Origin of the sequence: Paenibacillus puldeungensis, from assembly GCF_042678945.1 — a bacterium.
Classification (GTDB): Bacteria; Bacillota; Bacilli; order Paenibacillales; family Paenibacillaceae; genus Fontibacillus; species Fontibacillus puldeungensis.
On record NZ_JBHTLM010000003.1, the window covers coordinates 14,469 to 28,194 of the forward strand.

The following is a 13,726-nucleotide window of genomic DNA, read 5'->3' on the forward strand; positions in this document are numbered from 1 at the left end:
ACCGCCTAACAACCACCTAGTTGGAGACGGTATGATGGGGAATAGAAGATTGATGAACCAGGAGGATACTATGGATATTGATGCTTTAGTTAAGCGGATTAATGAATTGGCTCACAAGCATAAAACAGAAGGATTAACGCAGGACGAGATGCTGGAGAGAGCCCATCTTCGGGAAACCTATTTGCAAAACGTCCGCAGAAACTTTCGTCAGCAGCTCGAATCCATCGAGATTGTAGATAAATAGGGGAGGAACTTGCATGGCTTCGTTTGACCGTAAAGTAGAGCGGAATCAGCTCAGAATGAACAAGAAAGGAAAAGGCCCGACTTTAAACAATGGACAGGGCAGCAAAAACCCGAGAGCTACACAGGGAGCCAATGGAGACGGTGATGTGTTTAAGGGACGCAACATTATTTTGCCGTCTCTTCTTGTTCTCGTCGCTCTCTTGTATGCGGCTGTGGGTCTTATAGGAAACGCAGCAGAAGTAAACTCAGCGATGTACTGGATCACCATTGGACTGTACATGATCCTTGCTTTGGCGTTATTTTTACGAAAGCCTTATCTTCGTATTAATAAAAGCTGGCTGTATACGACAAAGTTTAACCGTGACCGGATGATCGATGCAGGAAACATCAGCAAAATCCAAGTCATGCGCAACAAAATCGTCATTGTGCCTAAAGGCAAAGATGCAAGCTGGGTATTTTACCGTACGCGCAATCGGTTTGATACCGAGGCAATGGCTACTCGGCTTGAGTTGTATGCCAAAACGCATCACGTTACACTAGTTAAGGAATAAAACATTAGAAACAGTGGATCATCGCAGGTGACGGATCGATCTGCCTATATAAAGGGATAACATGGAGAGAGGTTTGAGACAATGACAATCAGAGCGGTTTGTTTTGATCTGGATGACACGCTGCTATGGGACGATCGCAGTGTAAAAGAGGCTTTTGAGGAGACCTGCCGCGAAGCACAGAAAGTGCACGGCGTTGACCCGGGTAAACTCGAGGAGGCTGTTCGTAGGGAAGCCAGAGAGCTTTATCAGTCCTATGAAACGTATCCATTTACTAAGATGATTGGGATTAACCCGTTTGAAGGGTTGTGGGCTAATTTCTCAGCCGGAGAACAGCCGGAATTCCGTCAATTGGAGCAGCTCGCTCCGATATACCGTAAAGAGTCTTGGAGACGTGGGTTGATTGCTCTAAGTGTTGATGATGAGGAATTGGCCGAGAAGCTCGCTGACCGGTTTGTCAATGAACGTCGTAACCGTCCTCATGTGTATGAGGAAACCTTTAATGTATTAAATGAATTGCAAGGGAAGGTTAAGCTTCTGCTGCTCACCAATGGTTGTCCTGCACTCCAACAAGAGAAACTGGATGGGGTACCGGAGCTTGCTCCGTACTTCGACGAAGTTATTATTTCAGGGGACTTTGGAAAAGGTAAACCAGATCCGTCTATTTTTCACCATGCGCTTGAACGCCTAGGCATTCAACCAAACGAAGGAATTATGGTTGGCGATAAACTAACGACAGACATCAAGGGAGCACTTAGTGTCGGTATGACCGCTGTTTGGGTGAATCGCGTAGGTAAAACACACAGCGATGAAATTGTTCCAGACTTTGAAATTAAGCATCTTTCCGAGCTGCATGATATTATAAGACAATTGTCTTAATCCTGCGCATAGGCTCTGTAAGCGATAGTGCTGGTGCACCGTTTAGAAGGAGGAAAATTCATATTGAAGGGAAAAGGCTGGCTTATTTGGACCTTATCACTTTTGATTATCTTACTCAGCGGTTGTGGACGCGCGGAAACGACGGCTATAGAAGATATGCAACTGGAGCCGATCCAGGTTGAGCTTCAGGTGACTCCAGACGGCGCAAAAACTGAAGATAAAGTAACTTTTACAGCGAAAGTCACACAAAGTGGTGAAGACGTGAATGATGCTGCAGAAGTCATGTTTGAGTTTTGGAAAACCGGAGACGATGAGGCCGAGCACAGCAAAGTAACGGTTAAAGGAACGGGTAAAGGCACCTATGTGCTGGAACATACGTTTAACGAGCCGGGAACCTACAAGGTGATTTCCCATGTCACTGCACGGGATCAGCATTCTATGCCATCCAAGCAATTTACAGTGAAATAGTACCGATTTGTGAAATATCTAAAGCTGCTTGCATTCGATAAGATATGCAGGCAGCTTTTTTTACATCTTTCATTTCCGAACTTTATTCTGCAATAATGTATAATTTATTCGTGTTTTAATTCTGATTTATATCATAGGATTACATACAATATAAAAAGCCGGATTATCACGGTTACAGGAGCCTTGTCATCTGAAAAATACTTTTTATAGCGCTGCTGATCCTTAGTCAATCAAGGCTTTTTATTTTAACTGAAAAATGTAAGTGGTCTTTTCATAAGTGCATCATTCTGTTAAACTAAAACTTAACGTTTTACGGGAGGGACATGATCATGAGTAAACCGAGCCTGGATGCAAGAATGAAAGAACGAATATTGATTCTCGATGGAGCGATGGGAACCATGATCCAGCAAGAGGATTTATCTCCTGCTGATTTTGGTGGAGAAGAGCTCGAAGGCTGCAACGAAATGCTCGTACTCACCCGTCCGGATGTGATTCAAGGGATACATGAGAAATATTTAGCGGCTGGAGCCGACTTAATTGAAACGAATACATTTGGTGCGACCTCCGTCGTACTGGCTGAATACGATATTCCGCATAAAGCGCGGGAAATAAACCTGGCGGCTGCAAAGCTGGCCATAGCGGCGGCCATGAAATACAGCACCCCGGATCATCCTCGTTATGTTATCGGGGCGCTCGGACCAACAACCAAGACTTTATCCGTTACCGGTGGTGTCACCTTCGATGTGCTCACGGATAGCTATGAGGAGCAGGCTGTTGCCCTGGTTGAAGCCGGAGTTGATGCTTTGCTGCTGGAAACTTCGCAGGATACTCTTAATGTGAAAGCCGGAAGCATTGGGATAACTCGTGCTTTTGAGAAAACGGGGAAGAAGCTCCCACTTATGATTTCTGGAACGATTGAACCCATGGGCACGACATTGGCTGGGCAAAACATAGAGGCTTTCTATATTTCGCTGGAGCACTTAAAGCCAATCTCAATAGGTTTGAACTGTGCGACGGGTCCGGAGTTTATGCGCGACCACATTCGTACCTTGGCTGGAATCGCCAAATCAGCTGTCAGTTGTTACCCTAATGCCGGGCTGCCGGATGAAAATGGCAACTACCATGAGTCGCCGGACTCACTCGCTATGAAATTGTCCGCCTTTGCCGAGCAGGGCTGGCTCAACATCGCTGGTGGCTGCTGCGGTACAACACCGGCGCATATCGCTGCCCTCGCATCTAAATTGAGCGGGTATTCTCCACGCCCGGTAGCCGGTGAGCATGCTCCCGCATTGTCGGGCATCGAGCCGGTATATATTGAGTCTGCTAACCGTCCGTATTTAGTCGGAGAGAGAACGAATGTTCTGGGATCCCGTAAATTTAAACGACTTATAGTAGAAGGCAAATATGAAGAAGCTTCGGAAATTGCCCGGGCACAGGTGAAAAATGGGGCCCAGGTGATCGACGTGTGCGTGCAGGATCCGGACCGCGATGAGTCGGAAGACATCGAGCAATTTCTTGAGCTTGTCGTTAAGAAAGTAAAGGTTCCGCTCATGATTGATACGACCGATGCCAAGGTGCTCGATTTGGCCCTTAAATACTGCCAAGGCAAATCGATAATTAACTCCATTAACCTTGAAGACGGGGAAGAGAAGTTTGAACGGGTCACCCCTCTGATTCATAAATATGGTGCGGCGGTCGTGGTTGGCACGATCGACGAACGGGGTCAAGCAATTAAGCGCGAGGACAAACTGGAGGTTGCCAAACGCTCCCATGATCTGCTTGTGAATAAGTATGGCTTAAGTCCTGAAGACCTTATTTTTGATCCGCTCGTATTTCCGGTTGGTACGGGGGACGAACAGTATATCGGTTCCGCTAAGGAGACTATAGAAGGAATTCGGCTAATCAAAGAGGCCATGCCTTTTTGTCATACCGTTCTTGGTATCAGCAACGTATCCTTTGGACTTCCTGAAGCTGGCCGAGAAGTGCTGAATTCGGTTTTCCTATATGAATGTACTAAAGCTGGGCTTGACTATGCTATCGTCAATACGGAGAAGTTGGAGCGTTATGCTTCGATCTCGGAGGAGGAGCGTAAGCTAGCCGAGGACCTGATTTATCGTACCAATGATGAGACACTAGCAGCGTTTGTGGCTGCATTTCGGAATAAAAAGATTGAGAAACAAGAAAAATCTATTAATTTGTCCCTGGAAGAACGGCTGGCTTCTTATGTTGTGGAAGGAACAAAAGAAGGGCTAATTCCTGACTTGGACCAAGCTCTTGGACGGTATACCGCGCTTGAGATCATCAACGGTCCGCTGATGGCTGGGATGGAAGAGGTTGGCCGGCTATTCAACAATAACGAGTTGATTGTCGCCGAGGTGCTGCAAAGTGCGGAGGTCATGAAAGCCTCGGTTGCGTATCTTGAGCCGTTTATGGAGAAGAATGAAACAAGCGTTAAAGGTAAAATATTACTTGCGACCGTTAAAGGGGACGTCCATGATATCGGAAAGAACCTAGTGGAGATCATTCTATCCAATAACGGTTACCAAATCGTCAATTTGGGCATAAAAGTACCACCGGAACGCATTATAGAAGCCTATCGTGAAGAAAAAGTTGACATTATCGGTTTATCCGGTCTTTTGGTGAAATCGGCTCAGCAAATGGTAACGACGGCCCAGGATTTGCGAAATGCGGGTATCGATGTTCCGATTATGGTAGGCGGTGCTGCCCTCACGCGGAAATTTACGAAGACACGGATTCGTCCGGAGTATGACGGCATGGTTGTATATGCAAAGGATGCGATGGATGGGCTCGATTTAGCCAATAAACTGATGGATTCCACCAGCCGTGAACAGATACGTTTAGAGATGGAGGCGGAAAAAGAGGCCGATTCCTCTTCTACCACTCTCGAGAAACTGCCGGAGTTAACTCGTGTGCAGCGTTCCAAAATCTCTACGGACGTGCCGATATTTATTCCGCCAGATCTGGAGCGGCACATTTTGCGTGATTACCCGATCAGTCATATCGTTCCTTATATGAATATGCAAATGCTGCTTGGCCATCACCTTGGGCTAAGAGGATCTGTGGAGCAGCTGTTGGCTGCTGGAGATGCTAAAGCCTTGCAACTAAAAGAAACGGTTGATCATATTCTTCATGAGGCTGTAACGGAGGGAATCGTTCGGACACAGGCGATGTATCGCTTCTTCCCGGCCCAGTCTTCGGGCAATGATATCTTGATTTACGACCCGGCCGACCATTCTCGCGTACTTAAGCGGTTCAGCTTTCCTAGACAACAGGTGGAGCCGTATTTGTGCCTAGCTGACTTCCTGAAGTCGGTGGATAGCGGTGAAATGGATTACGTTGGATTTTTAGTTGTTACTGCAGGACAAGGGATACGTCAGTTGTCCGAAGCATGGAAGGAGAAGGGGGATTACCTTCGCTCTCATGCGCTGCAGTCTGTTGCTTTAGAGATGGCTGAAGCGTTGGCTGAGCGGGTTCATCATATGATGCGCGACACTTGGGGCTTCCCGGATCCGCAAGAAATGACGATGAAACAGCGTCACGGCGCGCGGTATCAAGGTATTCGCGTATCGTTCGGATACCCGGCTTGCCCAAACTTGGAGGATCAACAGCTGTTGTTTGAGTTAATGAAGCCGGAAGATATCGGTATTCAGCTTACAGAGGGCTTTATGATGGAGCCGGAGGCATCTGTATCAGCGCTTGTATTTGCGCACCCGGGGGCCCAGTATTTTAATGTTGATAAAGCATAAAATAACATCCATGAACCCTCCGAGATTCGGAGGGTTTTGATGGTCTATATAAAATAGCAATCTATACAACGGAAGGATGATGAGCATGGAACTTTATTTTTTGGGAACGAACGCCGGCGTTCCGTCACTTGAGCGAAACGTAACCTCCGTCGCTTTGCGCCTCTTGGAGGAGAGACGTTCTGTGTGGCTGTTCGACTGCGGCGAAGGGACCCAACATCAAATCCTCCGTTCACCTCTGAAGCTAAGTAAGCTGGAATATATATTTATCACTCATTTGCATGGGGACCATCTTTTTGGACTTCCCGGACTCATCTCCAGCCGTGCCTACCAAGGAGGGGACACCCCTCTTGTCATATTCGGGCCAAGGGGGCTAAAGAGATTTGTTGAGACCTCGCTCGAACTTAGTGAATCACGAATCCAATACAAGCTTGAAATCGTAGAACATGATGGGGGCATTGTGCTGGAGGACGATTTTTTTCGCGTGGAGTCCGCTCTTCTCGAACACCGAATTCCGAGCTACGGATACCGAGTGATTGAAAAAGACTTGCCGGGTAAGCTCGATGCCGAGATACTGGAACGTTACGGCATTCGTCCGGGTCCGCTGTACGGTAAACTGAAGAAGGGTGAAAGTGTCATGACACCAGGCGGTGAAATGCTGCACGCTTCTGAGGTGTTGGGGAAACCCAAGGCAGGGCGCATCGTAACGATTTTAGGGGATACGAGATCTTGCCAGGCGGCAGAGGTGCTTGCTAAAGACGCTGACGTGTTAGTGCACGAGGCCACATTCCTGCATGAACTCGCTGACACCGCGCATGAATATCATCATAGTACTGCGCGGCAGGCGGCAGAAACCGCCAAAACGGCTGGCGTAAACGAGTTGTTTTTGACGCACTTTAGTTCCCGCTATAAATCGGAGGAGCAGCTCGAGCGACTGCAGCAAGAGGCGGAAGCTGTCTTTGTGAATTCGCAGCTTGCCAGGGAGCATGTATTGTATCCCATTCAGCGACGTGGAAAAGACATAAGTTGAAAACTTATTTAGAACAGGCTAGGAAATAATTATTTTCCGGGAAAGCGCAGGAAATGACAGCCCATTTCAAAGTTTGCCATTCCCTCATCGCAGTTCACCTTACATTTCGATGCCGTTCGACGCAGTTGTGGGGGGGAGCTGCATTTTTCAACCAAACGATAAGAAAATTTGCCTGACCCTTGTTTTAATATGTAAAATAATATAGGCACGATAAGAAAGGGTGAACGTATTGTCAGTCTCTTGGAAAGCCTACCTAATCGACTTAGACGGAACCTTATATCATGGCACTCGGATCATCCCGGGAGCGGACCAATTGATCAACGGTTTACTTGAAAAGCATATCCCTTTTCTGTTCGTAACGAATAATTCATCGAGAACACCGGCTGCTGTCGCGGCTCATTTACAGGGTATGGGTATTCCGGCCAAGGAAGATGAGGTATGTACCTCTGCCGTAGCTGCGGCCGAATACATCGCGACAAGAATGCCTGACTCAAGGATTGCGCCTATTGGGGAGGCTGGATTGATTGAGGCCCTTCAGGAGGCCGGGCTTACCATGGATTTTGAACAGCCGGATGTTGTTGTACAGGGCATCGACCGGAACTTTACATACGAGACATTAACGCGGGCTGCCCGCTGGATTGGTGCGGGATCAAGATACGTGCTAACCAATCCCGATTTGCTGCTTCCTTCACAGGAAGGGCTAATGCCGGGAGCCGGAACATTGTCCGCGGCGATCCAAGCTGCTACGGGGGTTAAGCCAGTGGTAATCGGGAAACCATCTGAGCACCTAATGAACTATGCGATCGCAAGGCTTGGTCTAAAGCATGAAGAAGTGGCCGTTATTGGGGACAATATGCAAACAGATATCGCTGCGGGAGTTAATGCTGGGTGCGGGACGATTTTAGCGCTGACTGGGGTTACGACGCAGGACAATTTACCTGATTTTGTTAGAACGTCGGGGGTTAAGCCGGATATCGTATGCAGCAGCCTTCAGGAAGTTCAAAATGTGATTTGCGGCCATAAATAAACTAAAGAGGGACGGATTTACCTCGAATTTCTTTGAAGTAAAATATGAAGGGAAGATGACCCATGCCGGAACTACCGGAGATGGAAAATTATCGAATACAATTATCGCGTCATATATTGGATCTTCCGATGAGCGAAATCGTCGTACACCGGGAGAAATCCATCAATGTAGAGCCAGATCAGTTTGCCAAGGAGCTTAGCGGCCGACAAGTCATTTTTGTGGAACGCCGGGGGAAGCACCTTTTGTTTCATTTAGACAATGGGAAGCGGCTCCTTCTTCACTTAATGCTCGGCGGCTTACTGTATCTTGGTACAAAGGAAGAACGTCCAGAACGGAGCACACAAGTGGAAATTTCGTTTGGCCCTGACCTTGTGCTGTATTTTATCGGCTTGCGCCTTGGGTATTTGCATTTGCATAGCGCCAAAGAAGCAGAGGATCTCCTATCTCATTTAGGCCCGGAACTGCTAGACCGCCGTATGAATGAGGAACGCTTTATCCGCCTGCTAAGTAAACGGCGCGGAAGTTTGAAGTCTGCGCTCGTTAATCAGGATGTTGTAGCCGGAATAGGCAATTGCTATGCGGATGAAATTGCTTTTGCAGCCGAGCTATTGCCATCGGTAAAGCTGCAAAACATGAGCGAAGAGGACTTTTCCCGCCTTTACAAAGCAACGAGAGAGGTTTTGCTTGAGGCGACGGAAGCCGGAGGCTACATGGAAATGCCGTTGACAAAAGACGATACGCTAACCGGCGGCTCTAACGATCTTTGCCGGGTGTATGACCGGGAGGGTGAGGTGTGTCCTCGCTGTGGGGACATCATCGTGAAAACGGAACTGAATGGACGAAAAGTCTTTTACAGCCCGGGATGTCAGCATGACCGCTGATGTAAAAGTTGGCGGACATTTTAGCATTCGGGGCGGGTATTATGGCGCAGCCAAAGCGGCTTACCAGCTCGAAGCAGGGGCTTTTCAGTATTTTCCCAAAAACCCGCGCAGTCTTACGGTGAAGTCGTTTGACGCCAAGGACGCGGCGAGTTGCTGCAGCTTTTGTAAACAGCACGGTTTGGTCTCCATTGCCCATACGCCGTATCCAAGCAACCTCGCGGTCAGTCAGAAAACCAATCTCAATGCTTATCAGAAGGTCGTCGATTCGCTTCGTAACGACCTCTCGATTGCTGAAGCTTGTGGCTCCTTGGGAATTGTGGTTCATTTTGGCACAATTAAGTCAGGAAACCCCTTACAAGGTTATCAAAATATTATACAATGTATAAATGACGTGTTATCCGACTGGCAGGGGGAAGCCAAACTGCTGATCGAGAATTTGGCTGGAGACCATGGAGATATGGGCATGACGATGGAAGAACTTGTACAAATCCGTCGATTAAGCCGGTATCCGGAACGAATTGGTTTTTGTCTAGATACATGTCACGCCTTTGCTGCAGGAATGTGGCGAGGTGAAGTGGATGAAGATTTTGACAAGAAAGCAGAACAGCTTGGATACTTTGAAGGTCTTGCTGCAGTTCATCTTAACGATTCGAAATATCCGTATATTTCGCACAAAGACCGTCATGCTCGTATCGGGCAAGGATATATAGGAGAATCCGGTTTTCGCTGGCTGCTTCAGATTGAAGCGATACGTAAAGTACCGCTTATCTTTGAGAGTGAAACTGGAGAAGATGGGACCTACAGAGATGATTTGGAGCGAGTGAGGCGGTGGCTGGAAGCCTAACGCTGTAATACTGCGGGAAAGGAAGAACAACATTGATTCATGTATATATGGACGATTTTCGTAGGTGTCCGCAGGGGTTCACTTTAGCGCGTACCGTCGACGAATGTCTGGAGTTGCTCAGGCTAACGGAGGTAGACATTTTATCGCTGGATTACGACATGGGTCCTGACGAGAAGACGGGCACGGATATGGCGGCCGCAATGGTACGAGAAGGATTATACCCACGGGAGATTTATTTGCATTCCTCAAGCATTAGCGGAAAAAGAAGCATGTACGAGATTTTGTATCCAAGCAAACCGGAGCATGTCTTGTTGCACAATTGTCCCATTCCGTTTGAACGGCTTGATGACATCGCCAAACATTCGTCGGAGCCGCCGCATTCCAAATGGGTTTGCACCGCGAATCATGGGTTTGCTCCTTATGCACAGGAAGAACTGCGGCGTGAGTTCGGCAGCGTAAAAAGCACTATGTTGATTCCTGGAGAAGTCTTCGTCGCTACGCTGCAGGTCACGGCTGAAGATGTACTGCACCAAATCGAGGCCAAGCCGCCTATCTTTATGCGGCACATGTTTCTTGCCGATTGGGAATGGAGCACTGAGGAGCATGGTGGCGGCGGTAACGAAGGGTGGGAAGAAGCCCTAAGCAAAATGCTGCTAGCTGATTTCAGACTGCCCGGCGCCCGGGTCGCCATCCAGACGCGAAAATCGGAAGACTCGCTTTGGAGTGGTACGGCGGCTGAAATGAAGGATAAGCTGCAGGAAGGCATCTCGAAGCTGGAGGGTACAGAGTTTGTAGTAAGGGATGCAGAATGGATCATATCGGTTTTTGCCGGTAAAGGCAGCGTCTTTGCAGGGGTAGCCCGGCCACAGGATAACCTGTCCGATTGGAACGGTGGAGCAATTCGGTTTCAAAAGGAAGAAGGACAGATTTCACGGGCGAAATTTAAGCTGCTGGAAGCGGAGGCGAACTTTGGCATCCCGTTTGCTTCGTTTCATGAAGCGCTTGATATCGGTGCAGCTCCAGGGGGATGGACTTCCTTTTTGCTGGAAAGAGGTTTAAAAGTAACGGCAATCGATACGGCAAAGCTGCATCCGTCTCTGTTGTCTTCTCCAAAGCTAACTTTCTTACAAAGAAATGCCGATAGCGTCAAATTCAAGGAAAACCAGTTTGACCTGCTCGTATGCGATATGAGTTGGAGTCCTAAACTGACGGCTAGGCTTGTAAGCCAACTGCTATATGCTCTGGTTCCAGGGGGTACGGCAATTGTTACCGTGAAACTGCTCACGAAGAAACCGATGGCTTTGATACACGAGGTTATTGATATCTTTGAAGATGCTAGAATGCAGGTACAACGGGCTAAACAGCTGTTCCATAATCGGGATGAAATAACATTATACATGATTAAATATTAATATCATTAATTAAATTTCAAAAAAAGTGCTTTACTTTTTGTGTGATTTTGCCATATACTAATTCCAAAATTATACAATGACTGCTGAGGGAAAGTATCCCATTCACAGACTTCGGTTTCACAACCGAGGAGGAATGGGGGACTTTCCTTTTTTTTGCTGTCAGGAAAGGAGGACATATTGCCATTCATAGGAAAACTGGCACCGGGAGACATATTAGCAAAACGCTACTATATTGAGCGCGTTATTGGACAAGGCGGAATGAGTAGAGTGTATCTCGGGGCCGACTTAAAGCTTCCGGGCAAGCTTTGGGCGATCAAAGAGAGTATTTCCCCTCGGGGGGAGCAGCAGCAAATGGCAAAGGAAGCTGAGCTGTTGATCTCACTAAATCATCATCGTTTGCCGAGAATTGTTGACTTTGTAGGGTGCGATCAGGACGGATATTTCTATATTGTCATGGACTGCATTGAAGGCGTGCATTTGGATCGCTATGTCAAAGAGCTTGGCGACAGTCTGGATACAGAGGATCTCCTCCATTTCGCTCTGCAAATTACAGAGGGATTGCATTATCTGCACACCCATGATCCTGCGATTATTCATCGGGATTTGAAGCCTTCAAATCTACTGGTCGATCATAAGGGGGAAATTCGGTTTATCGATTTTGGAATCGCCCGTATGTATTCGGCAAATAAGCCCGAGGACACCGTCCTTTTAGGTACTGTCGGCTTTGCCGCACCGGAGCAGTATGGGGGACGGCAAACGGATGGACGCACAGATTTGTATTCACTTGGAGCCGTAATATTGTACCTCGGAACCAGATTGCATTTTAGTGTATGGTCCACAGAAGCAGAGGTCAGCTTTCGAAATCAAGGACATGCCGCACTGGTTCCGATCGTTAGAAGGCTGCTGCAGACGGATCCTTTGGCTCGCTTTGCCTCAGCGGAAGAGACAAGCGCTGCTTTGCGTGACTTAATGTTGCAAAAATCGGCACCCTCTCATAGCAGGGTGAGGCACCCTTCAGATAATAAAACACGTAGAGGTCGCGCCACAGTCATTGCTGTTATGGGGGTGGGGGCAGGGGTGGGGACGACTCACACCGCGATTGCGTTGGCCCATGTGTTGTCCCATAGCTTTAGGAAGGTGGTGATTGCTGAAATGGAGGCCAAATCGACGGCATTCCAGAGACTGGCTCGGATTGTTGAAGGAACAAGAGCCTCAGCTGGGGCACCCGGCTGTACTTTTCGCATTGACCGTGTGCAATATGTAAGGACGCCTTCAAGGTCCGACATGATTGATTTATTGACGGGTAAATACGAAATTATCATTTGTGATCTTGGGACCGGCCGGAGCAAAGAACTGCAGGAGGAATTCAAACGAGCTGATATTTCTATTGCGGTTGGGGCGGCTGCGGAATGGAAAATAGAGGAGCTTGAACGTTTCAAAGCTACTACTATAGCAGATGAACGTTTATCCGCTAGCTTAAAATATTGTGTTCCGCTTGCCTCGACGTCCATATTGCGGCGACTTGGCAAAACGCTTCGGACCCGCAGCATATTTACCGTTCCGGCTGAGCCTGTCCCGTTTGACCCGAGTGAGGAAACTACCACTGCATTACATGCAGTAGTCAGTGACATACTTCCCTCGCCAGTGCGTTCAGTCAGAAGCTTTCGAACATGGCAAAGACCGAAGGAAAGGAAGTGAAAAGGATGCCTAGGCTCAGGCAGAAAACGAAGCAATTACTATTTGCCGGTTTAGCAGGTGTGTTGGTTACAGGATTGATTTTCATGGGATTCGTCATTTATTACGGCAAGCACCAAAGAGAAATGCGGCTCACACAAAAACAAAGCTATGAAACACAAATTGCTCAGCTGCGAGAAGCAGCAGTGAATAAAATAGTACAAGGTTGGGTGCCTGCAAAGGATATTCCAGCGGGGCATCGTATCGGGGCGGATGAACTAATGGAAGTTGAGCTTCCGGCTGATAGCGTTCCAGATGATGTATTCAAGTCCAAGGAGGATATCGCCGGTAAAATTGCAAAAATATCGCTACGCTCGTCTACTTTGTTGACAGAAACGCTGCTATATGACGAGGAGCCGACGCCGAATGATTTAAGGTGGCGAGAAATGAGCTTCGTACAGCTCCCAAGTATGCTGAAAAAGAATCATGTTGTAGACATTCGTATTCAGTTTCCAACGGGTCAGGATTACATCCTCCTTTCTAAGAAAAAAGTAGAGGATTTAGTTTCAGGTACAGTAACGATGACTTTAAATGAGTCGGAAATTTTGTCACTGTCGAGCGCTATCGTTGACGCTTACTTGCATAAAGCTTCAATTTACGCACTTACCTATGTAGAGCCATATTTGCAAAGTAAGGCAATACCTACATACCCAGCCAGCGATGCTGTACTGCAGCTGATCCGGAAGGATCCGAACATCATAAAGCAAGCCGAAATTGCGCTAAACGACGCTGCACGAAAGAGATTGGAAAGCGATTTGCTTACGATGAACCCACAGCAGGTTGCGGAGTTTACCAGTAGCCATACTGCCGAGGTTCCGGTTCAACCTCCGCTTGTAAAGGCGCCAGCAGATCAAGACAGCTTTGAAATGAGCGGGCAAGATGAAGGGAGGAAGTAA

General features: G+C 47.7%; 12 protein-coding genes and 1 pseudogene. All 13 read left to right on the forward strand.

Annotation, left to right across the window (positions count from 1 at the left end; genetic code table 11):
• The first annotated feature begins 70 nt into the window (after positions 1-70).
• The 13 genes and pseudogenes from ACFQ3W_RS04990 to ACFQ3W_RS05050 all read left to right on the forward strand — a co-directional run bounded on the left by ACFQ3W_RS04990 (position 71) and on the right by ACFQ3W_RS05050 (position 13,726).
• The gene (locus ACFQ3W_RS04990; RefSeq protein ID WP_379317269.1) at positions 71-244 is read left to right on the forward strand and encodes a DUF896 domain-containing protein; all 174 of its coding nucleotides are present in this window, start codon (positions 71-73) and stop codon (positions 242-244) included.
• Positions 245-257: 13 nt separating this feature from the next.
• Positions 258-794, forward strand: a complete 537-nt coding sequence (locus ACFQ3W_RS04995) for a hypothetical protein (RefSeq protein ID WP_379317271.1) — start codon at positions 258-260, stop codon at positions 792-794.
• An 81-nt stretch (positions 795-875) separates the two neighbouring features.
• Positions 876-1,670, forward strand: a complete 795-nt coding sequence (locus ACFQ3W_RS05000; protein ID WP_379317273.1) for an HAD family hydrolase — start codon at positions 876-878, stop codon at positions 1,668-1,670.
• A gap of 63 nt (positions 1,671-1,733) precedes the next feature.
• The gene (locus ACFQ3W_RS05005; protein ID WP_379317275.1) at positions 1,734-2,138 is read left to right on the forward strand and encodes a FixH family protein; all 405 of its coding nucleotides are present in this window, start codon (positions 1,734-1,736) and stop codon (positions 2,136-2,138) included.
• A 329-nt stretch (positions 2,139-2,467) separates the two neighbouring features.
• A complete protein-coding gene (gene metH / locus ACFQ3W_RS05010; protein ID WP_379317277.1) occupies positions 2,468-5,905 on the forward strand; it encodes a methionine synthase in 3,438 nt (1,145 codons plus the stop codon).
• An 85-nt stretch (positions 5,906-5,990) separates the two neighbouring features.
• A complete protein-coding gene (gene rnz, locus ACFQ3W_RS05015; RefSeq protein ID WP_379317279.1) occupies positions 5,991-6,932 on the forward strand; it encodes a ribonuclease Z in 942 nt (313 codons plus the stop codon).
• Positions 6,933-7,161: 229 nt separating this feature from the next.
• Positions 7,162-7,959, forward strand: a complete 798-nt coding sequence (locus ACFQ3W_RS05020) for a TIGR01457 family HAD-type hydrolase (protein WP_379317281.1) — start codon at positions 7,162-7,164, stop codon at positions 7,957-7,959.
• 62 nt (positions 7,960-8,021) lie between these two features.
• Positions 8,022-8,840 (forward strand): Fpg/Nei family DNA glycosylase, encoded by an 819-nt coding sequence (locus ACFQ3W_RS05025; protein ID WP_379317283.1) that lies wholly within the window; start codon positions 8,022-8,024, stop codon positions 8,838-8,840.
• On the forward strand, positions 8,830-9,684 hold the full coding sequence (locus ACFQ3W_RS05030; protein WP_379317933.1) for a deoxyribonuclease IV: 855 nt from the start codon (positions 8,830-8,832) through the stop codon (positions 9,682-9,684). Before ACFQ3W_RS05025 ends, ACFQ3W_RS05030 begins: the two co-directional genes overlap by 11 nt.
• Before the next feature lie 47 nt (positions 9,685-9,731).
• Positions 9,732-9,959: pseudogene (locus tag ACFQ3W_RS05035) on the forward strand (cyclic-phosphate processing receiver domain-containing protein); the annotation flags it as partial.
• Positions 9,960-10,034: 75 nt separating this feature from the next.
• Positions 10,035-11,096, forward strand: coding sequence for an SAM-dependent methyltransferase (locus ACFQ3W_RS05040; RefSeq protein ID WP_379317935.1), 1,062 nt, complete (start codon positions 10,035-10,037; stop codon positions 11,094-11,096).
• A gap of 177 nt (positions 11,097-11,273) precedes the next feature.
• Positions 11,274-12,794, forward strand: a complete 1,521-nt coding sequence (locus tag ACFQ3W_RS05045) for a serine/threonine protein kinase (protein ID WP_379317285.1) — start codon at positions 11,274-11,276, stop codon at positions 12,792-12,794.
• A 5-nt stretch (positions 12,795-12,799) separates the two neighbouring features.
• Positions 12,800-13,726: an SAF domain-containing protein gene (locus ACFQ3W_RS05050; protein WP_379317288.1), complete on the forward strand. Its 927-nt coding sequence runs from the start codon at positions 12,800-12,802 to the stop codon at positions 13,724-13,726.